This window comes from Enterobacter sp. PL_is514, assembly GCF_055816715.1.
This window is the reverse complement of sequence record NZ_JBVPGN010000036.1, coordinates 55,417-81,003: the sequence shown is the minus strand read 5'-3', so window position 1 is coordinate 81,003 and position 25,587 is coordinate 55,417. Positions and strand designations below refer to the sequence as shown.

Genomic DNA, 25,587 nt, shown 5'->3' with positions numbered 1-25,587 from the left:
TAACGTCTGGTATTTATTCCTCAGGATGAGAATAAGCATGTCAATTTATAAGTACCCTCTTAATCAGGATGTTCTTTCTGCGGCTCGGGAACGAATAAAATGGACTCTCGAAAATTTACCGAGGATCTGTGTCTCTTTTTCAGGAGGTAAAGACTCCACCACTATGCTGCACCTGGTTGCCCGGCAGGCGCGACAGATGAATATTAAAATAGACGTTCTCTTTATCGACTGGGAAGCGCAGTTTAGCCATACCATCACCCATGTTGAACGTATGCGCGAGTTATACAGCGATATCATCGGCCATTTCTGGTGGGTCGCGCTTCCCCTGACAACGCAAAATTCCCTGTCGCAATTTCAGCCGGAATGGCAATGCTGGGAACCCGGCACCCGATGGGTCCGCCAGCCCCCTGACGGTGCGATAACCGATCCCGCTTTTTTTCCCTTCTACCAGCCCGGCATGACGTTTGAAACTTTTGTTCGCAGCTTCTCCGACTGGTTCTCTCACAATCGCCCGGCGGCGGTGATGATTGGCATCCGCGCCGATGAATCTTACAACCGTTTTCTGGCTATCGCGTCAGCACGTAAACAACGGTTTGCCGATGATAAACCCTGGACAACCGTCGCCCCGGGGGGACATGCCTGGTATATTTACCCTCTCTATGACTGGAAAACCGCCGATATCTGGACCTGGTTCGCCAAATCGGGATGTTGCTATAACCCACTCTATGACCTGATGTTCCAGGCTGGCGTGCCGCCCCGCTATATGCGTATTTGTGAGCCCTTTGGTCCGGAGCAGCGTCAGGGATTATGGCTCTACCATGTTGTTGAGCCCGATCGCTGGGCGGCCATGTGCGAGCGCGTGAGCGGCGTGCGCAGCGGAGGAATTTACGCCGGGCACGATAACCACTTTTATGGTCACCGGAAAATCCTGAAACCCGATCACCTCTGCTGGCGCGAATATGCCCTGCTGCTGCTCGACAGCATGCCGCAAAATACGGCTGAGCATTACCGCAATAAAATCGCCATTTATCTGCGCTGGTATCAGAAGAAAGGCATAGAGGATATTCCCGACACCCAGGACGGTGATATTGGCGCCAAAGACATCCCCTCATGGCGCCGTATTTGTAAGGTTTTACTTAATAATGACTACTGGTGCAGGGCGCTGTCGTTCAGCCCAAATAAACCCAAACATTATCAGCGCTACAGTGAAAGAGTGAAGGCGAAACGCAAGGAGTGGGGCATATTATGCGACAACGATTAATCACCGAGATCGAAACGTACCTTCAGTCTCTTCCCGAAGAGGATCGGATTAACGCCATCAATGCTTTTCGTGAAGCGATCCATCGAAACAGTCCTTTTCGTGAGCAACCGATAGACTGCGTGCTTTGGATCAAACAGGACGCGATTACCGCTAACGACTACAACCCCAATAACGTTGCTCCTCCAGAAAAACGGCTGCTCAGCAAGTCGCTGGAACTCGATGGATTCACCCAACCTATTGTCGTGACGGAAAGTGAACCGCAACATTACGAAATTGTGGATGGTTTCCACCGCCATGAAATCGGCAAAACTCGGGCGACGTTGAAGCGTCAGCTCAGGGGATATCTCCCCGTCACCTGCCTGCGCCAGGATCGACAGGAAAAGCATGACCGTATGGCCGCCACGATCCGTCACAACCGGGCGCGGGGTCGGCACCAGATTAACGCCATGTCGGATATCGTGCGCGAACTGGCACAGCTCGGCTGGAACGATGAGCGAATTGGCAAAGAGCTGGGGATGGACAGCGACGAGGTTCTGCGTCTCAAGCAAATCAACGGTCTGCTGATGCTGTTTGCAGACCGTCGCTATTCCGAAGCCTGGACGGTGAAATAATCAGAGCGTGTTCAAACGCTCTGCCGCCGCCAGCAGCGTCGATTCCTGCTTCGCAAAGCAAAGGCGGATCAGCTTATGCGGGAAGGGATCGGCGCAGAACACCGACAGCGGAATGGCGGCCACACCCACCTCTTTTGTCAACCACTGGCAAAAGCTGACGTCATCCTGATCGGAAATTGCACTGTAGTCCGCGAGCAGGAAATAGGTTCCTTCAGACGGCAAAATTTCCAGGCGGCTTTTACTCAGCGCCGTCACGAACAGATCCCGACGTTCACGGTAGAAACGCGGCAGCGCGCGATAATGCTCGGGCTCCGCGCGCAGCATATCCGCCAGCGCCAGCTGAGCCGGCGTGTTCACGGCAAAGGTCAGGTACTGATGCACCTTGCGCAGCTCAGCGCTAATGGCGGCCGGTGCGACGCAGTAGCCCACTTTCCAGCCGGTCATATGGTAGGTCTTACCGAACGACGAGACGGCGATAGCCCGCTCGCGAAGCTGCGGATGGGCCAGCACGCTGGCGTGTCCCTCTTCTGCAAAGCAGATGTGCTCGTAAACTTCATCGCTCAGCACGTAGATTTCACGTTCGGCAATCGCCTGCCACAGCGCGGCGAAGTCCGTTTTCTGCCACACCGTCGCGGACGGGTTGTGCGGGGTATTCAGGATCACCAGACGGGTTTTGTCGCTCAGCAGCGCAGCAAACGCCTGCCAGTCAGGGCGGAAATGCGGTGGCTGTAACGCCACGCGTTTCACCACGCCGCCGGAGAGTTCAACCGCAGGCGCATAGCTGTCGTAGCTCGGGTCAAAGCAGATGACTTCATCGCCCGCCCGCACCAGGGCGGTGATGGCCGCATACAGCGCTTCGGTCGCCCCTGCCGTCACCGTGATGTCGCTGTTGGCATCGGGCTTATGGCCGTACAGCTCAGCCGTTTTGTCCGCAATGGCTTCCCGCAGCGCCTGCACGCCCGTCATCGGCGCATACTGATTCGCCCCCTGCGCCACGTGGTACGCCAGACGCTCCTGCAGATAGGTCGGCCCGTCGAAATCCGGAAATCCCTGAGAAAGGTTAATGGCGTTGTGCTGCTGCGCCAGGGCGCTCATCTGCGTAAAGATAGTGGTACCGAGATTGGGAAGTTTACTTTGCGGAATCAATGCGTTAATGCTCATTGTGCTGTGCCTGCTTGTAATACTTATGTTGCTGCCACTATAACACGATGTTAGTCTTTGGCAATCAAGACGCTTAGACGTCTAAACAATATGAATATTCCTGTCCGAGAGGGTAAAAGGAAAATGACAGACAACCTGCAACTCACGCATCTGGTCGACGCCTGCCGCTGGATTGGCGCCAAAGGCTGGGCACCCGCCACCGGAGGCAACATGTCGGTGCGTCAGGATGAACGCCTCTGCTGGCTCAGCGAATCCGGCAAAGACAAAGGCAGCCTGACGACGGAGGATTTTCTCCAGGTGGAGATCGCCACCAACCGCGCACCGTCTGGTCGTAAGCCATCAGCCGAAACGGGGCTACACACCCTTATCTATCGTCTGTTCCCGGAGGCCAACGCCGTCCTGCACGTTCATACGGTCAACGCCACGGTGCTCTCGCGTTTGGTCAAAGAAGCCGAGCTCAGCATCAGCGGCTATGAGATGCAAAAATCCCTCACCGGACAGACCACGCATCTGGATACGGTGGCTATCCCGGTCTTCGATAACGATCAGGATATTGACGCCCTCGCCTCGCGAATCGCCCATTACGCGCAGGAACGCCCGCTTAATTATGGTTTTCTTCTGCGCGGCCATGGCTTAACCTGCTGGGGACGCGATGTGGCCGAAGCCCGCCGTCATCTGGAAGGACTGGAATTCCTGTTTGAATGTGAAATGCGTTTACGACAACTGGAGAGAGTATGATTCGCGCAATTGTGACGGATATTGAAGGCACCACCAGCGATATTCGTTTTGTCCATGATGTTTTGTTCCCCTACGCGCGTGAGCGGCTGGCGGCCTTCGTCACCGCGCAGCAGTACGCCGAGCCGGTCACATCCATTCTGGACAACCTGCGTGATGAAATCGGTAATCCGCACGCCAGCGTCAGCGAGCTTATCGACGCCCTGTTTGCCTTTATGGATGAAGACCGCAAATCTACCGCGCTAAAAGCGCTGCAGGGGATCATCTGGCACGACGGCTACGTCAACGGCGACTTTACCGGACATCTTTACCCGGACGTGCTGCCCGCGCTGGAAAAATGGAAAGCGCAAGGGATTGATCTCTATGTTTATTCCTCTGGCTCCGTTGCTGCGCAGAAACTGTTATTTGGCTACAGCGACGAAGGTGATATTACTCATCTGTTCAGCGGCTATTTCGACACCCACATCGGCGCCAAGCGCGAGGTGCAGTCGTATCAGAACATCGCGGCGCAAACGGGCATCGCCCCGTCGCAGATCCTGTTCCTCTCCGATATTCATCAGGAGCTGGACGCGGCTGAACAGGCAGGTTTTCGCACCCTGCAGCTGATTCGCGGTGATGATGACGGCGCAAGCCACCACCATCAGGTCCACCAGTTTGACGAGATTAACCCGGAGCAGATCCCTTCATGAGCGCATTGACCATTTATTCCGATAAAGACGCCAGTCACCACCAGTGGCACAGTACCGACGCCGCCGAGATTGCCCAACAGCTCAACGCGAAAGGCGTGCGGTTTGAACGCTGGGCGGCGGATCGCGATTTAGGACACGATCCCGCGCCTGAAGCCGTGATCGCGGCGTATCAACATGCGATCGACAAACTGGTCGCAGAGAAGGGTTACCAGAGCTGGGACGTGATCAGCCTGCGTGCCGACAATCCGCAGAAAGAGGCGCTGCGCGCGAAGTTCCTGAACGAGCACACCCACGGCGAAGACGAAGTGCGCTTTTTCGTGGAAGGCGCAGGCTTGTTCTGCCTGCATATTGGCGATGAGGTGTATCAGGTACTGTGCGAGAAAAACGACCTGATCTCCGTTCCTGCGGGCACGCCGCACTGGTTTGATATGGGTTCAGAGCCGAACTTTACGGCGATTCGTATTTTCGACAATCCGGAAGGCTGGGTGGCCCAGTTTACGGGTAACGCCATTGCGGATGCGTATCCGCGCCTCGCTTGATCTTTTCTCCCTCTCCCTGTGGGAGAGGGTCGGGGTGAGGGCAGCAGGCCGCTCGAGCTTCAACGCTTCAACGCTTCAATCCCTTCACATACTCCACCAGCTGATCCAGCACAATCCCCCACCCTTCGTGGAAGCCCATCTGCTCGTGCTGCTCGCGGATTTCCTTCGTGGGGTGACGCGCAATCGCCGTATAGCGCGTTTTGCCCTCCCCGACATCTTCCAGCAATAAAATCGCCGTCATAAACGGCTTCTCGACCGGTTTCCAGCCTTCGGTATAGCCGTCGGTAAAGACCAGCTTTTTCCCCGGGTCGATTTCAAGGAACACACCCCGGTTATCCATCCGCTGACCGTCCACCTCAAACACGGTGTTGAACCGTCCGCCCACGCGCAGATCGAGGTCGCATTCGGTCACCTTATGGGGAGCAGGAATGAAGAAGTTTTTGATGTGTTCGGGCGTAGTCCAGCAGAGCCACAGCAGGTCGCGCGGGGCATCCACCACGCGCTCCAGTTTTAAGTCTGTTTCAGGATCGAGCGTCACGATATTGTCCTCTCAGGGAAACCCCTTAAAGAATAGCCGGACTCAGGCGAATTTCCCGTTTGCCACCGCTTCCGGCGTGACCACACCCGTATCCAGCACCCAGCCGCTAATCAGCGAGGCTGGCGTAACGTCAAACGCCGGGTTGTAGACCTGCGCGTTTTCCGGCGCCCACTGCACCGCGCCAAAGCTTCCGGCGACGCCCGTCACCTCGCTGGCGGCGCGCTGCTCAATCGGGATCGCGTCACCGTTCGGGCAGTCCGGATCGAGGGTCGTTTGCGGCGCGGCCACATAGAACGGAATGCCGTGGAATTTCGCCAGCACCGCCAGAGAATAGGTGCCGATCTTATTCGCCACGTCGCCGTTAGCCGCAATGCGGTCTGCGCCCACCCACACGGCATCCACCAGCCCTTTCGCCATCAGGCTGGCGGCCATGGAATCGGTAATCAGCTGATACGGCACGCCCAGTTCGCCAAGCTCCCACGCGGTCAGTCTGCCCCCCTGCAGCAGCGGACGGGTTTCATCCACCCAGACGTTGCTGACCTTGCCCTCCTGATGCGCGCGAGCAATCACGCCCAGCGCCGTACCGACGCCCGCCGTTGCCAGCCCGCCGGTGTTGCAGTGGGTGAGCAGGCGGCTGCCGGGCTTCACCAGCGCGCTGCCCGCTTGCGCAATCGCGTCACAGAGCCGTTTGTCTTCGTCGATCAGGCGCAGCGCCTCCGCGACCAGCGCCGGAACATACTCTTCCTGCCACAGCGCAATCTTCATGCGGTCAAGGTTGTTCATCAGGTTTACCGCCGTCGGGCGGGATGCGCGCAGGGTTTCCAGCGCCACCGCCAGCTCGTCGCGGCTTTTGCCGTTTTCCGCCAGCAGCGCCAGCAGCAGACTTGCAGAGAGACCAATCAGCGGCGCGCCGCGCACCCGCAGGGCGTGAATATGCCCGACCAGTGCCTCTACCGTTGAGGCATCAAGCCAGCGTTTCTCCTGCGGAAGGGCCTGCTGGTCGAGAATAAAGAGCTGATTATCCGCTACCCACAGGCTGGTCGTCTGTAATGTTTGCATGTCGTTAATTCCCTGTTGCGTTGTTGTAGCACATTGTGTCAGGATGAAATCCAGATGTATAGACGTCTACATGTCTTTATTAGCAAACCGTGAGGAGCAGGCCATGTCGCAATACCGTACCTTTACCGCTCAGGACGCCGTGGAGTATGCCAGGCAGTTTGGCGGCCTTGACGATCCTTCATCGCTGGTGGAGGCGCAGGAGGTAGGCGACGGCAACCTCAATCTGGTGTTCAAAATCTTCGACAGCGCGGGCGTGAGCCGCATCATCGTTAAGCAGGCGCTGCCCTACGTGCGCTGCGTCGGCGAGTCCTGGCCGCTGACGCTGGACCGCGCCCGTCTGGAGGCGCAAACCCTGGTCGAGCACTACCGGCACAGCCCGCAGCACACGGTGAAAATCCATCACTTCGACCCGGAGCTGGCGGTGATGGTGATGGAAGATCTCTCCAGCCATCGCATCTGGCGCGGCGAGCTGATCGGCAACATCTACTACCCTCAGGCGGCGCGTCAGCTGGGTGAATACCTCGCGCACGCGCTGTTCCACACCAGCGATTTCTACCTGCACCCGCACGAGAAAAAAGCGCAGGTGGCGAAATTTATCAACCCGGAGATGTGCGAGATCACCGAAGATCTGTTCTTCAACGATCCGTACCAGATCCACGAACGCAACAGCTACCCGGCCGAGCTGGAAAATGACGTCGCCGCGCTGCGCGACGATGCCCAGCTGAAAATTGCCGTGGCCTCCCTCAAGCACCGTTTCTTTTCTCAGGCGGAAGCCCTGCTGCACGGAGACATTCACAGCGGCTCGATTTTTGTGGCCGACGGCAGCCTGAAGGCCATCGACGCCGAGTTCGGCTATTTCGGCCCGATTGGCTTTGACGTCGGCACCGCTATCGGCAACCTGCTGTTGAACTTCTGCGGCCTGCCAGGGCATCTGGGCATTCGCGATGCCGCCGCCGCCCGCGAGCAGCGCCTGACCGATATTCAGGAACTGTGGAACACCTTCGCGGAGCGATTCCAGGCGCTGGCACACGAGAAAACACGCGACGCCGCGCTCGGCGCGCCGGGCTATGCCTCCGCCTTCCTGAAAAAGGTCTGGCATGATGCCATCGGCTTCTGCGGCACCGAACTCATTCGCCGCAGCGTCGGGCTTTCCCACGTCGCGGATATCGACACCATTCAGGACGAGGCGATGCGCCACGAATGCCTGCGCCACGCGATAACGCTCGGTAAAGCGCTGATTGTCATTGCCGACCGCATCGACAGCGCGGAAGAGCTGGTGGCACGGGTGCGACAGTACAGCTGAGTGCATTTGCCCGGTGGCGCTGCGCTTACCGGGCCTACGGGTGCAAAATGTAGGCCGGGTAAGGCGAAGTCGCCACCCGGCAAAAACTCACCCCAAATACTCAATCACCGACAGCCCACCGTTATAATCCGTGCTGTAGATAATCCCCTGCGCATCCACAAACACGTCACACGACTGGATCACCTGCGGGCGATTCGGGCGGGTATCCATCATTTTCTCCGGTGCAGCAGGCACCAGCGCGCCGGTTTCCACCGGACGATACGGATTGGAGATGTCATACGCGCGCACGCCCGCGTTCTGATACGTGGCAAAAATCAACGTGGAGCTGACAAAGCTCCCCGGCCGGTTCTCGTGCAGGTTATGCGGCCCGAAATGCGCCCCTTTCGCCACGTAGTCAGTTTCGTCCGGCTGCGGGAAGGTCGAGATGCTTACCGGGTTCGACGGCTCGCGAATATCAAACAGCCAGATCAGCTTCTCGCCGTCTTCCTGGTTATCCAGCACCGCTTCGTCCAGCACCACCAGCAGATCGCGGTCCGGCAGCGGCAGCGCGGTGTGCGTCCCGCCGCCAAACGGCGGGCTCCAGTTACGGTGGCTAATCAGCTTCGGCTGGGTACGATCCTTCACGTCCAGCAGCGTCAGGCCGCCGTCGCGCCAGCTGCCGTACGCGGTATCGCCGGCAATAATCGCATGGTGGAGCGCGTAGCGTTTCCCTTCCGGCCAGTTCGGCTGTTCCCCTTCGGCCTGGTTCATCCCCGGCAGCCACCATCGCCCGGCCACTTCTGGCTTACGCGGGTCCGCCAGATCGATGGTCAGAAAGATGTAGTCGGTAAAGCCGTCGATCAGCGCCGACACGTACGCCCAGCGGCCGCCGACGTACCAGATGCGGTGAATGCCAATCCCGCTCAGCGACAGAAAGCCGATTTCGCGCGGCCTGTCCGGCGTGGAGATATCAAACACGCGCAGCCCGGCGCTCCAGCCTTTGTCCTGCACGTCGCGGACGGTCTCCCCCACCTGGCGGGTGTAGTAGACCTTCTCGTCGGCAAAGCGGGCATCGGCAAACAGATCCCGGGCGTTAATCACCAGCAGCAGGTCGTCATGCGCCTGCAGGTGCACGTTCCAGGTGCCGGGCGGCGCGGGCACGTAGCCCGCCCCTTTCGGGTTCTTCGGGTCGCGCACGTCGACAATCGAAAAGCCCTGCGACACCATATGGCCGATCCAGGCGAAACCGCGGTGCACCATCAGCTGCACGCCGTCCGGGCGACCGCCCTGGTCGCTATGGCCAATCAGCCGCATATTGCGGCTGTATTCGGGAGGGGGTAAATGACTCACCGTTAGCTCCTGTTGGTTTTCCCCCTCTCCCCGTGGGAGAGGGCCGGGGTGAGGGCATCAGGCCGCACCTGACGCCACCCGGCTTGGTTTTATTTATTCTTCGCTTCCAGCGTCGCAAACCACGGGGCGATAAAATCTTCCGTCTGGCCCCAGCCCGGAATGATTTTCCCCAGCGACGCCACGTTCACCGCGCCCGGCTGGGCGGCCAGCAGCGCCTGCGGAATAGCCGCGGCTGTGAAATCGTAGGTCGCAGGCGTCGCTTCCCCGGCAATCTTGTTCGCCACCAGACGCACGTTGGTCGCGCCAATCAGCTTCGGATCCACCGCCACGCTCACCTTCCACGGGCTGCCCGGCTCGCGCATCAGCTGCAGATCCTGGTTGGAGATGTCGATGCTGTAGAGTTTGATCTCGGTGCGGCCGTTCTCTTTCAGCGCTTTGTACGCGCCCTGGCTGAAGGCGTCCCAGGTGCCCCAGATGGCGTCGATCTTGCCTTTCGGGTATTTCGCCAGGATCGCACCCACTTTGTTAGCGGTGTCGCCCTGCACGTCAGAGGAGACCGCGCCGATGGACTCCAGCTCTTTGATGTCCGGATACTGCTTTTGCAGCTCTTTATAGGCCGCCTGACGACGCTCCATCGGCGGGAAGCCCGCTACCCACAGCTTGACGATATTGGCCTTGCCGTTGAAATCTTTCGCTAGCTGGCCGAAGGAGAGATTCGTCAGGGAGGCGTCGTCCTGCTGGGTGACGGTCACGCCCGGGATCTCGCCGTTAACGGCGGTATCAAATACCGCGACCTTAATCCCGGCGTCCACCGCCTTCTTCACCAGCGCGGTGGAGTACGGATCGCGGCCCTGAGACAGGATAATCCCGTCGTACTTCTGGCTGATAGCCTGGTTCACGAAGTCCTGGAATTTGGCATCGTCCCCGTTGCTTAAAAAGGTGCTGACCTTAAAGCCAAGCTTCTTCCCTTCCTGAATTGCCCCGGCAATAAACTGCGTGGTGTTGTCGTCTGAGCCAAGGTTACGGATCACCGCGATGCGGATCGGGCCGTCATGGTTGGCAATGGCCGCCGGAAGCGGCGCGGGCGTAGCCGCGAAGCCAGGCAGAGCGGTGAATAACCCTAATGCCACCAAAGAGAGTGCAATTTTTTTCATTTTTTATCCCGTTGTGTTGTCAGCGTTTTTGTATGTACGTAATCGCCAGCGCTACCGCGAGCACCAGACCTTTTATAATGTCCATGGCGTAATACGGCACGGAGAGCATCACCAGCCCGTTCGACAGCACGCCGAGAATAACCGCCCCGACCAGGGTTCCCAGCGCATTCGGCTTGCCGGACCCGGCCAGCGAGAAGCCAATCCACGCCGCCGCCACCGCATCCATCAGGTAACCGCCGCCCGCGTTCACCTGCGACGAGCCAATGCGCGAGGCCAGCAAAATCCCGCCCAGGCCCGCCAGCAGGGAGGCAATCACGTAGGCCGCCACCTTGTAGCGGGTGGTGCGAATCCCCGAGAGACGCGCGGCTTCCGGGTTACCGCCGATGGCGTACATCCGACGACCGTGAGTGGTGAGCGACAGCCCCAGCTGCGCCAGAACCGTCACCACCAGCATGATGATCACAATCGTCGGCACCTGCCCCAGCAGGCTGAACGCCGCCGGAATGGTGCCTTCCGCCATGTCACCGCTCGGCAGCACCATGTTCTCGGTAATCGACCCGCCGTAGCTGTAGGTCATCGCCACGCCCTGAATGACAAACAGGCTGGCCAGCGTCGCGAGCATGTCCGGAATGCGCAGGATGACGATAAGAAAGGCGTTAAACAGCCCCACCAGCGTGCAGAGCGCGAGGGTGATCAGAATCGACTCGGTGGTACCAAAGCCGTGCCAGACAAACAGGGAAATCACCAGCGCATTCGCCAGTGAGGCGGTCGATCCCACAGAGAGATCGAACCCGCCAATGGTCAATGATATCGACACGCCAACGGCAATCACCGTCACGATGGCGATTGAGCGCAGAATATTGATGATGTTGTTCGGATCGAGGAAGCTGTCCGACGCCAGGCCAAAGACGGCCACCAGCGCGACGACGGTTAACAGCATGCCCCACTTGTAGAGAAAATCGAAAATCTGCTGACGGCCAGACGCCGCCGCGTTCACTGAAAGGGCCTTGCTCACGACGCCGTTCCTCCGGTTGAAAAATAAAGTAGTGTCTCTTCGCGGGCCTCGGCTCCGGCGATTTCCGCCACGATGCGCCCGTCCCACAGCACGCAGATGCGGTCGCACAGCCCGACCAGCTCGGCAAACTCGCCCGAGGCGTAAATCACCCCTTTGCCCTCGCGCGCCAGACCGTCGATCAGCTGGAACAGATCGGTTTTGGCCTTCACGTCCACGCCTTTGGTTGGCTCGTCGAAGATCAGCACGCTCGCATCATTGCGCAGCCACTTGCCGATGGCGACCTTCTGCTGGTTGCCGCCGGAGAGACGTCGCAAAACCTGCCCGGGACCGCGGGCGCGCACGCCGACGCGGGCAATCACCTCCTCCGCCCAGCGCCACGCCTGACGATGGCCAAACAGGCTCCAGCGCGAGAAGCTGTTATCGGCGCACACGGCAAGGTTCATGCTCACCGGCTCGTCGATAAAAATGCCCTCTTTGCGCCGCTCTTCCGGCACCAGCGCCAGGCCGCGCAGCACCGAGTCGGCCGGGTCGCGCGGTTGCCAGGATTGATGATTCAGCTCACCGCGCGCCACGCGGCTTTTGCTGGCGCCAAACAGCGCCTTACAGAGTTCGGTTTTCCCCGCCCCCGCCAGCCCGGCAATACCGAGAATTTCGCCTTTGCGCAGGTGCAGGGAGATATCTTTCAGCAGCGCGTCGTCATGCAGACCTTCCACCCGCAGCAGCGTTTCGTCGCCGTGCGGCGGCCGCGCGGGCGGGTAGATATCGCTCAGCACGTGGCCGAGCATCTTCTCGACGATCGCTTCGCCGCTAAGATCGGCCATCGGGCCGGACTCGATCAGCTTGCCGTCGCGCAGCACCGTCAGGGTGTCGCAGATGGCCTTCAGCTCGTGAATGCGGTGGGAGATAAACACCACGCCGATGCCCTGCTGCTTTAACCGTCTTACCACGGCAAACAGACGCTCGCTCTCGTGCGCGTCCAGCGGCGCGGTGGGCTCATCAAGAATCAAAAAACGACAGTGATGAGACAGGGCGCGCGCCAGCAAAATCTGCTGCTTTTCGGCAAGCGTGCAGCTGTCGATGGAACGGCGTACGTCCATAGAAACGTCCAGCTGCGCCAGCGCCTGTCTCGCCTGCTGGCGGATCGCGCGCCAGTTAAAGCGATGCCCCGGCTGCGCCAGCTGGTCGAGCATAATGTTCTCGGCGATGCTTAACCCCGGGATCAGCGCCACGTCCACTTCCTGCTGCACGAGGTGGATCCCCAGCCGTTTGGCATCGAGCGGCTCGCGGATGCTTACCGGCTGGTTATTAATGGAGATTTCGCCCTCATAGTGGTCGTGCGTCCCGCACAGCACCGCCATCAGCGTCGATTTCCCCGCGCCGTTGGCGCCGGTCAGCGCATGTACCGATCCGCCGGTTAAGGTGAAGTTCACGCGCGACAGCGCCTGAAAGCCGGAAAAGGCCAGGCTGATACCGCGCATCTCAAGGCGACTGGAAACCATCCGCGTAAATCCTTCATAACTCTTCTGATTTATCGAATTTTTCACAGCTCCGGTTGACTGACAACGACGGAAAAGGCATAAGTTAAAGCGAAATATTATTAGCCATCCGGATGTCCAGACATAACATCGGGTTAGCGCTTGCTAAAAAAGGACAACACCATGAGCAACACCGATATCCGCGTCGTGCCTGGCCCGGCGAACTACTTCTCCCACCCCGGAAGCCTTGCGCATCTGAATGACTTCTTTACCCCGGAACAGCTTTCCCGCGCGGTGTGGATCTACGGCGAGCGCGCTATCGACGGCGCGCGCCCGTTCCTGCCGGAGAGCTTTCACGCGCCGGGGGCGAAACACCTGCTGTTTAAAGGCCACTGCAGCGAGCGCGACGTCATCCATCTGGTGAACGAATCCGGCAGTGACGCCAGCGTGGTGATTGGCGTGGGCGGCGGTGCGGTACTGGATACCGTCAAGGCCGTGGCGCGTCGTCTGGGCGTGCCGTTCGTGGGCATCCCCACCGTTGCCGCCACCTGCGCGGCGTGGACCCCGCTCTCCGTCTGGTACAACGATGCAGGTCAGGCGCTGCATTTTGAGATCTTCGACGACGCCAACTACCTGGTGCTGGTGGAGCCGCAGATCGTCCTTAACGCCCCGGCGGAATACCTGCTGGCGGGTATCGGCGATACGCTGGCAAAGTGGTACGAAGCGGTTGTGTTGGCACCTGAGCCGGAGAACCTGCCGCTGACCGTGCGGCTGGGCATCAACGGCGCGCTGGCGATCCGCGACGTGCTGCTGGAGCACAGTGAGGAAGCGCTGGCCGACCAGCAGCGCGGCGAACAGACGCAGGCGTTCCGGGACGTGGTAGATGCGATTATCGCTGGCGGCGGGATGGTCGGCGGTCTGGGCGAACGCTATACCCGCGTGGCGGCGGCGCATGCGGTGCACAATGGTTTAACCGTGCTGCCGCAGACGGAAAAATACCTCCACGGTACCAAGGTGGCCTACGGCATTCTGGTGCAGAGCGCCCTGCTCGGCCAGGACGACGTGCTGGCGCAGCTGGTAACGGCGTACCAGCGCTTTAACCTGCCGACCACGCTTCGCGAGCTGGACGTCGACATCAATAACCGGGAAGCGCTGGATAAGGTCATTGCCCACACCCTGCGCCCGGTGGAGTCGATTCACTATCTACCGGTTGCGTTAACGCCTGACGTTCTGCGCGCCGCGTTTGAGAAAGTGGAATCCTTCAGCCGTTAATCGCGCCGACAGGCTATACCTAATGATGATTCTTTCTACTCTTGCAACGAGGTCATCATGCAGATCGATTTAACAGGTAAAAAGGCGCTGGTTACCGGTGCCAGCCGCGGGTTGGGTCGGGCTATTGCACTCTCGCTGGCGCGCGCCGGTGCGGATGTGATTATTACGTATGAAAAATCTGCCGATAAAGCCCAGGCGGTCGCCGATGAGATTAAGGCGCTGGGACGACACAGCGAAGCCGTGCAGGCGGACAGCGCCAGCGCGCAGGCGATTCAGGATGCCGTCACCCATGCTGCACGTTCCCTTGGCGGGCTGGATATTCTGGTCAACAACGCCGGGATCGCGCGCGGCGGCCCGCTGGAGTCCATGACGCTGGCAGATATTGACGCCCTTATCAACGTCAACATCCGCGGCGTGGTGATCGCCATTCAGGAAGCGCTGGTGCACATGTCCGACGGCGGGCGCATTATCAACATCGGCAGTTGTCTGGCAAACCGCGTGGCGATGCCGGGCATTGCCGTTTACTCGATGACGAAGTCCGCTCTTAACTCCCTCACCCGCGGTCTGGCCCGTGATTTAGGACCGCGCGGCATTACCGTAAACCTGGTGCACCCCGGCCCCACCAACAGCGATATGAACCCGGAAGACGGCGAACAGGCGGAAGCCCAGCGCCAGATGATTGCGGTCGGTCACTACGGCCAGCCGGAAGACATCGCGGCGGCGGTCACCTTCCTCGCCAGCCCGGCTGCCGGGCAGATCTCCGGTACCGGTCTCGATGTGGACGGTGGTTTGAACGCCTGATCGCACATTTCCTGCAAGCCTCTGTCGTCCGGCAGAGGCCTTCCCGAGCACCCTCGACGGTTCCCGTTTTGCCGCTTTCTTCCGGTTTTTCTCCGCTCTACAGTACCCCATTAGAAATTCGGAATTTATCTAATAGTCTTATTATTTCCTTATATTCTGTGTGGGCGTACAGTGGAGGTACGGATGAAGATTGTCTGGTCAAAAACAGCAGAGAAGCAATTTTCTAAAATCGATACGCGATATCAGAACCGCATTAAATTCAGGCTGGAGAAGATGGATGATAAAACATCACCTGCCGCGGATATCAAGAAATTATCTTCTCCCGAAAACCACTACAGGTTGCGATTAGGTGATTACAGGGTCATTTACACCTTCGGAGACCCGCCAGGTGATACCTGTTACGTAGTGGCGGTAAAACGCCGGACAACCACCACCTACCTTCATGAGGAGCATACGGAATATGACTATTCAGTTCATCAAGGATGAAGAAGGAAAAAAACAGTATGTTGTCATTCCCTACGGTGAATATTTTCGCATGCGTTTAGCCATGCTTGAGTATGATGACGATGATGAAAACGACTGGGAAGACATCCCTTACGAATCAGATATCTACGATAACGTAGGTTTACCGGGTGAAGTGTGCGACATCATGCATAGCGAGAACGTCAGCCTGCAGGCCGCGTGGCGTATTCTGCGTGGGTTATCCCAGCAGGAGGTGGCGGAGAAACTCGGCATCAGCCAGTCCGCCGTGTCACAGCTGGAAGCGCTGGACTCCCGTCCGCAAAAGCGCACCCGTGAAAAGCTGGCGGCGATCTACGGCTGTAAGCAGGAGCAGATCAGCCTCTATCTCCCGAAAGAGGGTTAACAGCACTTCGCCCCGCCCTTGCCGCCGTAGCGGGCGTCCTGGCGGTCACGGAAAAATTCTTCATAGGTCATTGGCGTCTGGTCCGGATGGTTGACGCGCATATGCTCGACGTAGTTGTCGTAGTCCGGCACGCCAATCATCATTTTAGCGGCCTGGCCCAGGTACTTACCGGCTTTGGAAAGGGTGTCGAACATGATTCTGATCTCACAGGGAATGTAGGCCGGGTAAGGCGAAGCCGCCACCCGGCACAAAGGTTAGTGCGCCCCTTTCGCCTGGGTCACAATCTCTTCCAGGTTTTCAGGCATTGGCTCGTACGGCGTCTCTTTCGCCGTTGGCTTATCGTTTTTCAACGCCGCCAGCGCGGTCTTGAGAGAATACAACGCCAGCACCACGACCACCACCATAAAGAAGATGGTCAGCCCGGCGTCCAGACGGTTGTTAAACACCAGCTGCGACAGCTGCGACTCGGTGTACTGCGCCGGGATCTTACCGCTGTCGATCATCGCCTGGAACTTGTTGGCGATCGCCAGGAAGCCCACTTTGTTGTCCGGGCTGAAGGCTTTCTGCCAGCCCGCCGTCAGGGTACAAATCAGCAGCCACGCGGTTGGCACTAATGCCACCCAGGCGTAACGCTGGCGCTTCATCTTGAACAGCACCACCGCGCAGAGCATCAGCGCCATGCCTGCCAGCATCTGGTTGGCGATACCAAACAGCGGCCACAGGGTGTTAATCCCGCCCAGCGGATCGACCACGCCCTGATGCAGGAAGTAGCCCCATGCCAGCACGCACAGCGCCGTCGCCAGCAGGTTAGCCGGGAGCGAATCGGTACGCTTCAGGTTCGGGGAGATCACCCCCAGCAGGTCCTGCAGCATAAAGCGCGCCGCACGGGTTCCCGCATCCACCGCAGTCAGGATAAACAGCGCCTCGAACAGGATGGCGAAGTGATACCAGAACGACACGTCCATCAGCCCGCCCAGCGCGCCGTGCAGGATGTAGGCCATGCCGACCGCCAGCGTCGGCGCCCCGCCCGCACGGGAGATAATCGACTGCTCGCCCACTTCACTGGCGATGCTCGTCAACGTATCAGGGGTAATCGCAAAGCCCCAGCCGCTCACCACCTGCGCGGCGGATGCCACCACGTCAACGGTTCCGGCAGGCGCCAGCACCGCCATCGGGCTGTTCATCGCGAAGTACACGCCCGGATCGATAATGCAGGCCGAGACCAGCGCCATGATGGCGACGAAGGACTCCATCAGCATACCGCCGTAGCCAATCAGGCAGGCCTGATTTTCATTCGCCAGCATCTTCGGCGTCGTCCCGGAGGCGATCAGCGCGTGGAAGCCGGACACCGCGCCGCAGGCAATGGTAATAAACAGGAACGGGAACAGGTTACCGGTCCAGACCGGGCCGGTGCCGTCGATAAATTTGGTTAATGCCGGCATGGTCAGGGTCGGGCGCATAATCAGAATGCCGATCGCCAGCCCGACGATGGTGCCGATTTTCAGGAAGGTAGAGAGGTAGTCACGCGGGGCCAGCAGCAGCCACACCGGCAGCACCGCCGCCACAAAGCCGTAGCCCACCAGCATCCAGGTCAGCTGTACGCCGGTAAAGTCGAAGAACGGCGCCCAGGTCGGGCTTTCCGCCACCCAGCCGCCGGAGATAATGGCGAACACCAGGAATACCAGACCAATCACCGACACTTCACCAATGCGCCCCGGGCGCAGATAGCGAATGTAGATCCCCATGAACAGCGCCAGCGGAATGGTGAAGGCAACGGTATAGGTTCCCCACGGGCTGTGGGTCAGCGCTTTCACCACGATCATCGCCAGCACCGCGAGGATGATTACCATGATCATAAAGGTCGCCACCAGCGCAATCACCCCGGCGGTGGCCCCCATCTCCTCTTTCACCAGCTCACCCAGCGAACGTCCGTCGCGGCGGGTGGAGACAAACAGCACCATAAAGTCCTGTACCGCCCCCGCCAATACCACCCCGGCGAGGATCCAGATCATCCCCGGCAGGTAACCCATTTGCGCCGCCAGCACCGGACCCACCAGCGGGCCTGCCCCGGCAATCGCCGCAAAATGGTGACCGAACAGCACTTTCTTGTCGGTCGGCACGTAGTCCAGCCCGTCGTTGTGGCGGACGGCTGGCGTCATGCGCGTCGCATCAACGCCTAACACGTTCTTTGCGATATAGCGGCCATAAAAACGGTACGCGATCAGATAAATGCAGACGGAGGCGACAACGATCCAGAGCGCGTTGATCTGCTCCCCCCGGTTGAGGGCGATATAGCCCAGGGCAAAGGCTCCCACAACGGAGAGCCCTGCCCATGTAAGGTATTTCCCTGAGTTGTTCATAGTTGTTGTCCGTTGTTGTGAAACAGTGAGATGTTACATTTTGTTTCTAGAACAACAGGAAAAATTTAACAACTTTGAAACGCAATAATGCGTGGTCAAACCAGAGATTTACACCACAGTGTTAAGCCGATCACTTTGATCTGCCTGGGCTAGCCCAGCACCATTGTACTCAACCGGCACGTACAGCACCGCCGCCCCTGCTCGTCGAAGACCACGATCTCCCAGCTTTGGCTCGAACGCCCAAGATGCAGCGGCTGGCACACCCCGCGCACCTTTCCATGCGACACCGCGCGGTGATGCGTGGCGTTAAGCTCCGTTCCCACCACGCTCTGCCCGTCGCGGGTCATAAGATACCCGGCCATCGAGCCGAGCGTTTCCGCCAGCGCCGCCGAGGCCCCGCCATGCAGCAGGCCAAACGGCTGGTGGGTGCGCGCATCCACCGGCATCTCCGCTTCCAGCGTGTCGTCACCGATACGGGTATAGACAATGTCGAGATGCGCCACCAGGGTGTTCAGGCTGGTCGCGTTCAGCTCCTCGAGCGGTATGTGACGTTTCCAGATCATCTTACGCCCCCAGCGTGGAACCGCCGTCCACCACAATATCCTGGAGGGTGATATGGCTGGCGGCATCGGATGCCAGGAACAGCACCGTGCTGGCAATCTCCTGCGGACGGGCGATTTTGCCCAGCGGAATGCCGAGCTTAAACTGCTCGCCGAAGCCGCGGATGCGCTGCTGCTCCGCATCGTCGCTTTTCCACAGGGTGCGCTGCATATCGGTATCCGTTGAGCCCGGCGACACCAGATTACAGCGAACGCCGCTGCCTGCCAGCTCCAGCCCGACGGTCAGAGCCAGGCTTTTCAGCGCCGCTTTCGATGCGCCATAGGCGCTCATGCCGATGCGCGGCGTGTGTGCCGCGTCGGACGCCACGGTAACTATCGCCCCGCCCTGCTGACGGCGGAACTGGCCCATGGTCAGCTGGAACAGATTGAACGCGCCGCCGACGTTGACCGCGAAGGTCTGCTGCCAGTCCTCCTGCGAGAGCTGGTCAGTTGCCCCCATGCGCAGAATGCCCGCCGCGTTGACCAGCACGTCCAGATGCTCAAGCGTTGTCAGCACGCGCCCGCACACCTCATGCACCTGCGCGGCGTTCGCCACGTCCAGCGTTTCGGTGGCGAACGGGTAATCATCCTGCGGAAACGCCAGATCGAACCCGGTCACCTGCGCGCCGGCTTCGGCGAACGCCAGAGCCGTCGCGTAGCCAATCCCCTTCCCCGCGCCCGTCACCCAGACGGTTTTACCGGTGAAATCCAGTCCCATCACTTCACCTCGCGGGAAAGCAGCGCCCACCAGGCGTCGATTGTTGGATTTTTTGCCAGCATCACGAAGTCGATATCGCCGTGTACTTTGCGCCAGCGGGCGGCCAGCGCCATCATGCGTACCGAGTCCAGGCCGTAGTCGATCAGGTTTTCGTCATCCATCGGCTCGTCGGACTCGTCCAGCAGCGGCAGAATCAGCTCGCGCAGCGCGGCCTTCGATGCCGGAATGGACGGCAGCAGCTCGTCGGTCATCACCACGCGGCCCGAGCGTCCGGCCACATAGTTCAGCGACATCAGATGTTCGTCACGGGTAAAGTCCGCCAGCGCGTCGGCAATGAAGAACGGCTTAATGTCGCGCATAAAGGCGTCGGTGGCGGTGGTCATGCAACCGATGTGGGCGTACACGCCGGTAATCAGCAGCTGGTTGCGGCCCGTCTCTTTCAGCATCTGCTCCAGCGGCGAGCGGTGAAACGCGCTGTAGCGCCACTTCACCAGCACCGTGTCCGCTTCGTCCGGCGCCAGCTCGGCGACGATGCGCTGCTGCTCCGGCGAGCGGGTCAGGCCCGGCCCCCACATGTCGTTCAGCAGGGCGCGGTCTTCGTCGCTCTGCTCTTTCGGCTGAGCGGTGTAGTACACCGGGATATTGTGCGCTTTACAGTAAGCGCGCAGTCTGGCGATATTCGCTACCACCTGCTGCATCATCGCGCTGTTTTCGCCCCAGAAGTTCAGGAAATACTCCTGCATATCGTGGATCAGCAGCACCGCGCGCTCGGGCTCAAACGCCCAGTTCACCTTGCTGGTCGGCAGCTCTGCGGCGGTCGGCAGCGCGTAAGCGGTTAATTTTGGAATGGCCATACTCTGTTCCTCAGCCCCGGGCGCGTTCAGCAAGCCACAGGCGCAACTGTTTCTTATCGACTTTGCCGACCGGCGTCAGCGGGAGCGCATCCACGCTCTCTACGCGATCCGGCAGCTTGAATTCGGCGACGCCCTGCTCGCGCAGGAAGCGGCGCACCTCAACCGCGCGCAGGGGCTGTTTCACCACCAGATACGCGCAGCTTTTTTCGCCCAGCAGGCTGTCCTCCATGCTCACCAGCGCGGCGTGGATCACCGCCTCATGGCGCAGCAGCAGGTTCTCGATCTCTTCGGCAGCGATCTTCTCGCCGCCGCGGTTGATCTGATCCTTCTCGCGTCCCTGCACGGTGATGTAGCCCTGCTCGTCAATGGCGATAAGATCCCCGGAGCAGTAAAAGCCGTCGGCGTCGAAGGCGCTGGCGTTGTGTTCCGGGCTGTTGAAATAGCCGCGGAAGGTATACGGACCGCGCGTCATCAGGCGTCCGACTTCCCCGCGCGGCAGCGGGTTGCCGTGCTCGTCCGCCACCCACACTTCGTCGTCCGGACACATCGGGCGGCCCTGGGTGTTGATGATGCGCTCCGGCGCGTCGTCGAGCGCGGTGTAGTTCACCAGCCCTTCCGCCATGCCGAACACCTGCTGAAGCTGGCAGCCGATTTCCGCCGGAATGCGCGCCGCGAGCGTGGCGGAGAGGCGTGCGCCGCCCACCTGCAGCAGCTTCAGGGAGTTAAGCTGCGCGTTGCCCGCGCCGTCGGCAATCGCCTGCAGCCAGAGGCTCACCGCCGGAGGGACCAGCGAGGTGACGTTAATCTGATAGCGTTCAATCAGCGGGAAGCAGAGCGTCGCGCTCGGATCGTTCGCGAGCACCACGCAGCCGCCCGCCGTGAAGACACCCAGAGAGCCCGGCGAACTCATGGCGTAGTTATGCGCCGCGGGGAGCGCGTTCAGATAGCGGGTGTGCGCAGTAATGCCGCAGATCTCGTTGCTGCGGCGAATGCTGTAGTCGTAATCGTTGTGCGTGCGCGGGATCAGCTTCGGCGTGCCGGTGCTGCCGCCGGAGAGCTGGAAGAAAGCCACTTCGTCGGCGGGCGTCGGGTTAGGGATGAAGTTGTCAGCTGGACGCGCAATCGCCGCTTCCAGGGCGTAGTCACCCTTATCGCCGCGCAGGAGTACGACCCGTGCCGAGCGGTGCGCATCCACAAAGGCGTTGAGGAACTCATCGTCCGCGAACAGCGCGTGGTCGCGATCGGCAATCAGCACGGCGGGTTTGATCTGCTCCGCGTAGGCGTTCAGCTCGCTGCGCTGATGGCTAAAGAGCGCGTTGACCGGCGCGACGCCGATTTGCAGCAGCGCGAAGAAGGTGATGTAGAACTCGGCCACGTTGCCAAGCTGCACCAGCGCCGTCTCGCCGCGGTGCAGCCCCTGAGCCTGAAGGGCGGACGCCAGGTTGTTCACCGCCTTATTAAACGTGCGATAGGTGATGTGCCGCTCGCCGTCGATTATCGCCACGGCATCGCTATCCGCACGATCCGTCAGGATGTGGGTCAGCGGCAGATCCTGCCAGTAGCCTTTTTCGCGGTAGCGGCGGGCGAATTCCTCAGGCCAGCGGGTAAAAGGGATGGTCATGAGTCTTCCTTAGTGCAAGCCAAACACGTTGAGCATGGTGGAAAGCTTCACGCCGGTTTCGCGCCACTCGCCCACCGGCGAGGAGGCAGGCACAATGCCCGCACCGGCAAACAGGCGAACGGTATTTTCGCGAAGACGCGCGCAGCGGATGGTCACCACCCACTCGCCGTTGCCTTCGCTGTCGCACCAGCCGACGATGCCGCCGAACAGCTCGCGGTCGAACGGCTCCAGCTCGGCGATCAGGTCTTTCGCCACCTGATGCGGGAAACCGCTCAGCGCCGGCGTCGGGTGCAGAAGGCAGGCCAGGGTCAGGGCGTTTTCGTTTTCACGCACGTCACCTTCAACCGGCGTCGCCAGATGCCACAGCGTCGGCGTGGTAATCAACTGAGGCGAATCCGGCATGCTGAGATGGTGGCTGCGCGGTGCCAGAATGGCTTTCATCGCCTGGGTCACCAGGTCGTGCTCGTGACGGTCCTTTTCGGAGGCCAGCAGCTTGTTGCCTGCTTCACGATCAAGCACGTCGTCCGGCTGACGACGCGCGGAGCCTGCCAGCGGCAGCGAGCTAAAGTGCCCACCCTCTTTGCGCAGCAGCAGCTCCGGGCTGGCGCCGAGCAGTACGCCGCCGTCTTCCAGCGGCACGTGGAAGTTAAAGCTCGCCGGGTTCTGGGCGATCAGGCGCTCCATCAGCGCGCCGCTGTCCATGCGTTTGTCGGTCGCGATATCAATCAGACGAGACAGCACCACCTTGTTCACCTGCGGCGTGGCGGTCAGCGACGCGGCGCGAGCGACCATCTCTTCGAAGACGGGCTGCGGCGGGATCTCGGTGCGTTGTGCCACCTTCAGCGCCTGCGCGCCGGAAAAATAACGTGCGGACTGCTGACGTGCGGGACGAGAAAAGGTTTCCCAGCGTTGCGGAATAAATAGCGACGAGGGCTTGCGGGTGTCGAACGGGATCGCCCCCACCATCACCGGGTGAGCAATACCTCTGGCTTTTGCCGTGCGGAAGGCCTGGGCTAATTTTTGCTGGAAGCGACCCGCCGGATCGTCACCGCCGACGGCGGGTTCACTGAAGCGGGCAAAGCAGCCGGACGTGGTAAAGCTGCGGTAAGGCGACATAAAGAAAAAACGGTCTGATTCCAGCGTGGTTGCGGCGTGCTGAACTTCCTCAGCCAGGGACGTATCCATATCATCCTCCTCAAAATGATAAAAGAAGCAATAATGATTATCATTTATATTTTCGTCGGCTAACCTAATCCCACATCGCTTCGCTGTCAACCGTCGGACAAATAACTTGTGCGACAAAAGCTTGCATCCCGGTGCGGCAACCATGAAAATGAGAAGCATTATCTTCAACAAAAACAGGATGTCGCGCTGTGAAATTCCCCGCTGTTTTCCGTAATCCCCTGCTTTTATTCGCACTTTTTGTTTTAGGACTTACCTCAGCCGCTGCCGCCGACTGGCCGCGTCAGGTAACCGACAGCCGTGGAGTACATACCCTTGAGCACAAACCGACGCGCATTGTCTCCACCAGCGTGACCTTAACCGGCTCCCTGCTGGCGATTGACGCACCGGTCGTCGCCAGCGGCGCGACCACGCCGAATAACCGCGTGGCCGATGGGCAGGGCTTCCTGCGCCAGTGGGGTGATATCGCGAAGCAGCGCAAGCTGGCCCGGCTGTACATCGGCGAGCCCAGCGCTGAAGCGGTCGCCGCGCAAATGCCGGATCTGATTTTGATCAGCGCCACCGGCGGGGATTCCGCGCTGGCGCTGTACGATCAGCTCTCCGCCATCGCCCCGACGCTTATCATCAACTACGACGACAAGAGCTGGCAGGCGCTGCTGACCCAGCTGGGCACCATCACCGGACAGGAAAAGCAGGCCGCAGAGCGCATTGCCGCGTTTGATAAACAGCTCGCGCAGGTGAAACAGCAGATGAAGCTGCCGCCGCAGCCGGTGAACGCCATCGTCTACACCGCCGCCGCGCACAGCGCCAACCTGTGGACCGCGGAATCCGCGCAGGGCAAGCTGCTGCACCAGCTGGGCTTTGCGCTGGCGGAGCTGCCTGCCGGATTGCAGACCTCAACTAGCCAGGGTAAGCGCCACGACATTATCCAGCTGGGCGGGGAAAACCTGGCGACGGGGCTGAACGGCGAAGGGCTGTTTGTGTTTGCCGGTGACGAGAAAGACGTGGAGGCGATTTACGCCAACCCGCTGCTGGCGCATCTGCCGTCGGTGAAGAACAAGCGCGTCTGGGCGCTGGGAACGGAGACGTTCCGCCTGGATTATTACAGCGCGATGTTGGTATTAGACAGATTGAATGCGTTGTTTAAGTAGGCATTTTCCCTCCCTCTCCCCGTGGGAGAGGGCCGGGGTGAGGGCATCAGGCCGCACCGTCGTTCAACACACTCTCCTGCCTGAATCGGCGCAATTCCACCAACGCCACTAACAAAATCCCACCAACCATCGCTAACGCAAACCCGCTGCTGCTCGCCGACGCCGCCGGGGTCATTATCGCCCCCAGCCCGCCGAGGATCGCCGCGCCGATGGCATCACCCGTCACGTTCTGCGCCGTCCACAGGCCGTTGATGCGCCCGAGCATCCCTTCCGGCGTCTGGGTCTGGATCAGGGTGTACTGCAAGAGCGAGCTGATGGCGCTCAGCCAGCCGAAAATCACCAGACACAGCACCCCGAGCGCCCAGACCGGCATCAGGCTAAAGAAGCCGATGGCGATAAACGAGGCCAGCGTGGCAAGCAGCATAATCAGCCCCGGACGCGCGCTTTGCGCCAGGTTGCCGCTGGTCAGCGCCCCGCACGCCGCGCCGAGCGGAATGGCGGCGTAGAGAATGCCAATCTCCGAGGCGCTCATCTGCCACTCTCCTGCCAGCGCCGGGTAGAGCACGCGCACTGCGCTCGCCATGGTCAGCAGGCCGCCGAGCAGCGCAATGCCGCCAATCAGCGGGTTGCTGAACAGGAAACGAATAGCGGCCATCAGTGATTTCAGCGGATGCTCGCGCGGCTGCGGCGGAGGCGGCAGCAGCGGCAGGCGCAGCAGCGTCAGGGTGGTGATAAAGGTCCCCGCCGCCGCCAGCCCGTAGTTCCACGCCACGTTGCCGGTTGCCAGCAGCAGGCCGCCCACCATCGGCGAAATCACCGAGCCCAGACGCACGGTGAGCATGGTGATCGCCCCCGCCTGCATCAGGTTATCGCGCCCGACCAGCGCGGGCGTTGCCGCCAGCAGCGCCGTCACGCCTAAGGAGGCAAAGAAACCGTCCCACAGCCCGAGGGCATAAATGGCGATCAGCGACGGCTCCGGCAGCATCGCGTTCAGGCACAGCCCGATAAAGCCCACGCCGCAGGTGCCGCGCGCCAGCAGGATCATCTTCTTGCGCTCGTAGCGGTCCGCCATTACGCCGCCGACCATCAGGCCGATAAACATCGCTCCGCCGGTTAACGTCACCGATAACCCCACCAGCCAGCTGGAGTGGGTCATAGTCTGTATCTGTACCGGCACGGCCACGCCGAGCAGGCCGAGGGATAAAATGGAGATAAAACGAGCGATAAAAACGGCGCGATACGCCGGGTGCGTTTTGAGCAGGCTGAGGTTGAGCAGCCAGGATTTTTGATTCATG

At 60.2% G+C, this 25,587-nt stretch carries 26 protein-coding genes; 11 read left to right on the top strand and 15 right to left on the bottom strand.

Annotation, left to right across the window (positions count from 1 at the left end):
- Positions 1-37: 37 nt before the first annotated feature.
- Both AC0TNG_RS20685 and AC0TNG_RS20680 read left to right on the top strand, forming a co-directional pair.
- Positions 38-1,261 carry a phosphoadenosine phosphosulfate reductase gene (locus tag AC0TNG_RS20685; RefSeq protein WP_473713049.1) on the top strand — a complete coding sequence of 408 codons (1,224 nt, stop codon included), beginning with the start codon at positions 38-40 and terminating at the stop codon, positions 1,259-1,261.
- Positions 1,246-1,872: an IbrB-like domain-containing protein gene (locus AC0TNG_RS20680; RefSeq protein ID WP_208763611.1), complete on the top strand. Its 627-nt coding sequence runs from the start codon at positions 1,246-1,248 to the stop codon at positions 1,870-1,872. The genes AC0TNG_RS20685 and AC0TNG_RS20680 overlap by 16 nt, the downstream gene beginning before the upstream one ends.
- Here the strand turns inward: AC0TNG_RS20680 and AC0TNG_RS20675 are convergent, their stop codons facing one another.
- The gene (locus AC0TNG_RS20675; RefSeq protein ID WP_473713048.1) at positions 1,873-3,033 is read right to left on the bottom strand and encodes a pyridoxal phosphate-dependent aminotransferase; all 1,161 of its coding nucleotides are present in this window, start codon (positions 3,031-3,033) and stop codon (positions 1,873-1,875) included.
- A 123-nt stretch (positions 3,034-3,156) separates the two neighbouring features.
- Between AC0TNG_RS20675 and AC0TNG_RS20670 the strand changes: the two genes are divergently transcribed.
- The 3 genes from AC0TNG_RS20670 to AC0TNG_RS20660 are packed head-to-tail and all read left to right on the top strand — an operon-like array spanning position 3,157 to position 4,996.
- Positions 3,157-3,771, top strand: coding sequence for a methylthioribulose 1-phosphate dehydratase (locus AC0TNG_RS20670; RefSeq protein WP_473713047.1), 615 nt, complete (start codon positions 3,157-3,159; stop codon positions 3,769-3,771).
- Complete coding sequence (mtnC, locus tag AC0TNG_RS20665) at positions 3,768-4,457, top strand: acireductone synthase (protein ID WP_024906997.1); 690 nt, start codon at positions 3,768-3,770, stop codon at positions 4,455-4,457. Before AC0TNG_RS20670 ends, mtnC begins: the two co-directional genes overlap by 4 nt.
- Entirely contained in the window at positions 4,454-4,996 is a 543-nt protein-coding gene (locus AC0TNG_RS20660; RefSeq protein WP_248163585.1) for an acireductone dioxygenase, read from the top strand. The genes mtnC and AC0TNG_RS20660 overlap by 4 nt, the downstream gene beginning before the upstream one ends.
- 67 nt (positions 4,997-5,063) lie before the next feature.
- On the opposite strand, the gene AC0TNG_RS20655 is transcribed toward AC0TNG_RS20660, so the two are convergent.
- The gene (locus AC0TNG_RS20655; protein WP_473713046.1) at positions 5,064-5,534 is read right to left on the bottom strand and encodes an SRPBCC family protein; all 471 of its coding nucleotides are present in this window, start codon (positions 5,532-5,534) and stop codon (positions 5,064-5,066) included.
- 42 nt (positions 5,535-5,576) lie between these two features.
- Positions 5,577-6,593: an S-methyl-5-thioribose-1-phosphate isomerase gene (gene mtnA, locus AC0TNG_RS20650; protein ID WP_473713045.1), complete on the bottom strand. Its 1,017-nt coding sequence runs from the start codon at positions 6,591-6,593 to the stop codon at positions 5,577-5,579.
- 103 nt (positions 6,594-6,696) lie between these two features.
- Between mtnA and mtnK the strand changes: the two genes are divergently transcribed.
- Positions 6,697-7,896 carry an S-methyl-5-thioribose kinase gene (gene mtnK, locus AC0TNG_RS20645; RefSeq protein ID WP_473713044.1) on the top strand — a complete coding sequence of 400 codons (1,200 nt, stop codon included), beginning with the start codon at positions 6,697-6,699 and terminating at the stop codon, positions 7,894-7,896.
- Positions 7,897-7,983: 87 nt separating this feature from the next.
- Here the strand turns inward: mtnK and AC0TNG_RS20640 are convergent, their stop codons facing one another.
- From AC0TNG_RS20640 to AC0TNG_RS20625, 4 genes are all read right to left on the bottom strand, one after another.
- Positions 7,984-9,225: an LVIVD repeat-containing protein gene (locus tag AC0TNG_RS20640; protein ID WP_473713043.1), complete on the bottom strand. Its 1,242-nt coding sequence runs from the start codon at positions 9,223-9,225 to the stop codon at positions 7,984-7,986.
- Positions 9,226-9,314: 89 nt separating this feature from the next.
- Positions 9,315-10,379 carry a sugar ABC transporter substrate-binding protein gene (locus tag AC0TNG_RS20635; RefSeq protein WP_290094585.1) on the bottom strand — a complete coding sequence of 355 codons (1,065 nt, stop codon included), beginning with the start codon at positions 10,377-10,379 and terminating at the stop codon, positions 9,315-9,317.
- A 19-nt stretch (positions 10,380-10,398) separates the two neighbouring features.
- Entirely contained in the window at positions 10,399-11,394 is a 996-nt protein-coding gene (locus AC0TNG_RS20630; protein WP_048993139.1) for an ABC transporter permease, read from the bottom strand.
- A complete protein-coding gene (locus tag AC0TNG_RS20625) occupies positions 11,391-12,893 on the bottom strand; it encodes a sugar ABC transporter ATP-binding protein (protein ID WP_473713040.1) in 1,503 nt (500 codons plus the stop codon). Before AC0TNG_RS20625 ends, AC0TNG_RS20630 begins: the two co-directional genes overlap by 4 nt.
- A gap of 159 nt (positions 12,894-13,052) precedes the next feature.
- On the opposite strand from AC0TNG_RS20625, the gene AC0TNG_RS20620 reads away from it, so the two are divergent.
- The 4 genes from AC0TNG_RS20620 (at position 13,053) to AC0TNG_RS20605 (ending at position 15,807) form a co-directional block, all read left to right on the top strand.
- A complete protein-coding gene (locus AC0TNG_RS20620) occupies positions 13,053-14,141 on the top strand; it encodes an oxidoreductase (protein ID WP_473713039.1) in 1,089 nt (362 codons plus the stop codon).
- Positions 14,142-14,198: 57 nt separating this feature from the next.
- Positions 14,199-14,942, top strand: coding sequence for an SDR family NAD(P)-dependent oxidoreductase (locus AC0TNG_RS20615; RefSeq protein ID WP_024906989.1), 744 nt, complete (start codon positions 14,199-14,201; stop codon positions 14,940-14,942).
- 183 nt (positions 14,943-15,125) lie between these two features.
- On the top strand, positions 15,126-15,428 hold the full coding sequence (locus AC0TNG_RS20610; RefSeq protein WP_267217083.1) for a type II toxin-antitoxin system RelE family toxin: 303 nt from the start codon (positions 15,126-15,128) through the stop codon (positions 15,426-15,428).
- Positions 15,403-15,807 (top strand): helix-turn-helix domain-containing protein, encoded by a 405-nt coding sequence (locus AC0TNG_RS20605; RefSeq protein WP_023305666.1) that lies wholly within the window; start codon positions 15,403-15,405, stop codon positions 15,805-15,807. The genes AC0TNG_RS20610 and AC0TNG_RS20605 overlap by 26 nt, the downstream gene beginning before the upstream one ends.
- Here the strand turns inward: AC0TNG_RS20605 and AC0TNG_RS20600 are convergent.
- The 7 genes from AC0TNG_RS20600 to entC form a co-directional block, all read right to left on the bottom strand.
- Positions 15,804-16,001 (bottom strand): YbdD/YjiX family protein, encoded by a 198-nt coding sequence (locus AC0TNG_RS20600; protein ID WP_006809671.1) that lies wholly within the window; start codon positions 15,999-16,001, stop codon positions 15,804-15,806. The genes AC0TNG_RS20605 and AC0TNG_RS20600 overlap by 4 nt on opposite strands.
- A gap of 60 nt (positions 16,002-16,061) precedes the next feature.
- Complete coding sequence (gene cstA / locus AC0TNG_RS20595; protein WP_032649600.1) at positions 16,062-18,167, bottom strand: pyruvate/proton symporter CstA; 2,106 nt, start codon at positions 18,165-18,167, stop codon at positions 16,062-16,064.
- A gap of 149 nt (positions 18,168-18,316) precedes the next feature.
- Positions 18,317-18,730, bottom strand: coding sequence for a proofreading thioesterase EntH (entH, locus tag AC0TNG_RS20590; RefSeq protein WP_417927079.1), 414 nt, complete (start codon positions 18,728-18,730; stop codon positions 18,317-18,319).
- Position 18,731: 1 nt separating this feature from the next.
- Entirely contained in the window at positions 18,732-19,478 is a 747-nt protein-coding gene (gene entA, locus AC0TNG_RS20585; RefSeq protein ID WP_473713185.1) for a 2,3-dihydro-2,3-dihydroxybenzoate dehydrogenase EntA, read from the bottom strand.
- A 5-nt stretch (positions 19,479-19,483) separates the two neighbouring features.
- Positions 19,484-20,338, bottom strand: coding sequence for an isochorismatase (locus AC0TNG_RS20580; RefSeq protein WP_473713036.1), 855 nt, complete (start codon positions 20,336-20,338; stop codon positions 19,484-19,486).
- Between the two features lie 10 nt (positions 20,339-20,348).
- The gene (gene entE / locus AC0TNG_RS20575; RefSeq protein ID WP_290094584.1) at positions 20,349-21,959 is read right to left on the bottom strand and encodes a (2,3-dihydroxybenzoyl)adenylate synthase EntE; all 1,611 of its coding nucleotides are present in this window, start codon (positions 21,957-21,959) and stop codon (positions 20,349-20,351) included.
- A gap of 9 nt (positions 21,960-21,968) precedes the next feature.
- Entirely contained in the window at positions 21,969-23,144 is a 1,176-nt protein-coding gene (entC, locus tag AC0TNG_RS20570) for an isochorismate synthase EntC (protein WP_473713034.1), read from the bottom strand.
- 188 nt (positions 23,145-23,332) lie between these two features.
- Between entC and fepB the strand changes: the two genes are divergently transcribed.
- A complete protein-coding gene (gene fepB, locus AC0TNG_RS20565; RefSeq protein WP_473713032.1) occupies positions 23,333-24,292 on the top strand; it encodes a Fe2+-enterobactin ABC transporter substrate-binding protein in 960 nt (319 codons plus the stop codon).
- A 46-nt stretch (positions 24,293-24,338) separates the two neighbouring features.
- On the opposite strand, the gene entS is transcribed toward fepB, so the two are convergent.
- Positions 24,339-25,586, bottom strand: a complete 1,248-nt coding sequence (gene entS, locus AC0TNG_RS20560) for an enterobactin transporter EntS (RefSeq protein ID WP_473713030.1) — start codon at positions 25,584-25,586, stop codon at positions 24,339-24,341.
- Position 25,587: the final 1 nt, after the last annotated feature.

What these genes read in the sequence shown, in the direction of transcription:
- mtnA (WP_473713045.1), bottom strand. Translation starts at nt 6,593, where the DNA reads ATGCAAACATTACAGACGACCAGCCTGTGGGTAGCGGATAATCAGCTC.
- AC0TNG_RS20675 (WP_473713048.1), bottom strand. Translation starts at nt 3,033, where the DNA reads ATGAGCATTAACGCATTGATTCCGCAAAGTAAACTTCCCAATCTCGGT.
- mtnK (WP_473713044.1), top strand. Translation starts at nt 6,697, where the DNA reads ATGTCGCAATACCGTACCTTTACCGCTCAGGACGCCGTGGAGTATGCC.
- AC0TNG_RS20625 (WP_473713040.1), bottom strand. Translation starts at nt 12,893, where the DNA reads ATGGTTTCCAGTCGCCTTGAGATGCGCGGTATCAGCCTGGCCTTTTCC.
- AC0TNG_RS20610 (WP_267217083.1), top strand. Translation starts at nt 15,126, where the DNA reads ATGAAGATTGTCTGGTCAAAAACAGCAGAGAAGCAATTTTCTAAAATC.
- AC0TNG_RS20580 (WP_473713036.1), bottom strand. Translation starts at nt 20,338, where the DNA reads ATGGCCATTCCAAAATTAACCGCTTACGCGCTGCCGACCGCCGCAGAG.
- AC0TNG_RS20600 (WP_006809671.1), bottom strand. Translation starts at nt 16,001, where the DNA reads ATGTTCGACACCCTTTCCAAAGCCGGTAAGTACCTGGGCCAGGCCGCT.
- AC0TNG_RS20680 (WP_208763611.1), top strand. Translation starts at nt 1,246, where the DNA reads ATGCGACAACGATTAATCACCGAGATCGAAACGTACCTTCAGTCTCTT.
- mtnC (WP_024906997.1), top strand. Translation starts at nt 3,768, where the DNA reads ATGATTCGCGCAATTGTGACGGATATTGAAGGCACCACCAGCGATATT.
- AC0TNG_RS20605 (WP_023305666.1), top strand. Translation starts at nt 15,403, where the DNA reads ATGACTATTCAGTTCATCAAGGATGAAGAAGGAAAAAAACAGTATGTT.
- AC0TNG_RS20660 (WP_248163585.1), top strand. Translation starts at nt 4,454, where the DNA reads ATGAGCGCATTGACCATTTATTCCGATAAAGACGCCAGTCACCACCAG.
- entS (WP_473713030.1), bottom strand. Translation starts at nt 25,586, where the DNA reads ATGAATCAAAAATCCTGGCTGCTCAACCTCAGCCTGCTCAAAACGCAC.
- entE (WP_290094584.1), bottom strand. Translation starts at nt 21,959, where the DNA reads ATGACCATCCCTTTTACCCGCTGGCCTGAGGAATTCGCCCGCCGCTAC.
- AC0TNG_RS20685 (WP_473713049.1), top strand. Translation starts at nt 38, where the DNA reads ATGTCAATTTATAAGTACCCTCTTAATCAGGATGTTCTTTCTGCGGCT.
- AC0TNG_RS20620 (WP_473713039.1), top strand. Translation starts at nt 13,053, where the DNA reads ATGAGCAACACCGATATCCGCGTCGTGCCTGGCCCGGCGAACTACTTC.
- AC0TNG_RS20635 (WP_290094585.1), bottom strand. Translation starts at nt 10,379, where the DNA reads ATGAAAAAAATTGCACTCTCTTTGGTGGCATTAGGGTTATTCACCGCT.
- entH (WP_417927079.1), bottom strand. Translation starts at nt 18,730, where the DNA reads ATGATCTGGAAACGTCACATACCGCTCGAGGAGCTGAACGCGACCAGC.
- AC0TNG_RS20670 (WP_473713047.1), top strand. Translation starts at nt 3,157, where the DNA reads ATGACAGACAACCTGCAACTCACGCATCTGGTCGACGCCTGCCGCTGG.
- entC (WP_473713034.1), bottom strand. Translation starts at nt 23,144, where the DNA reads ATGGATACGTCCCTGGCTGAGGAAGTTCAGCACGCCGCAACCACGCTG.
- AC0TNG_RS20615 (WP_024906989.1), top strand. Translation starts at nt 14,199, where the DNA reads ATGCAGATCGATTTAACAGGTAAAAAGGCGCTGGTTACCGGTGCCAGC.
- cstA (WP_032649600.1), bottom strand. Translation starts at nt 18,167, where the DNA reads ATGAACAACTCAGGGAAATACCTTACATGGGCAGGGCTCTCCGTTGTG.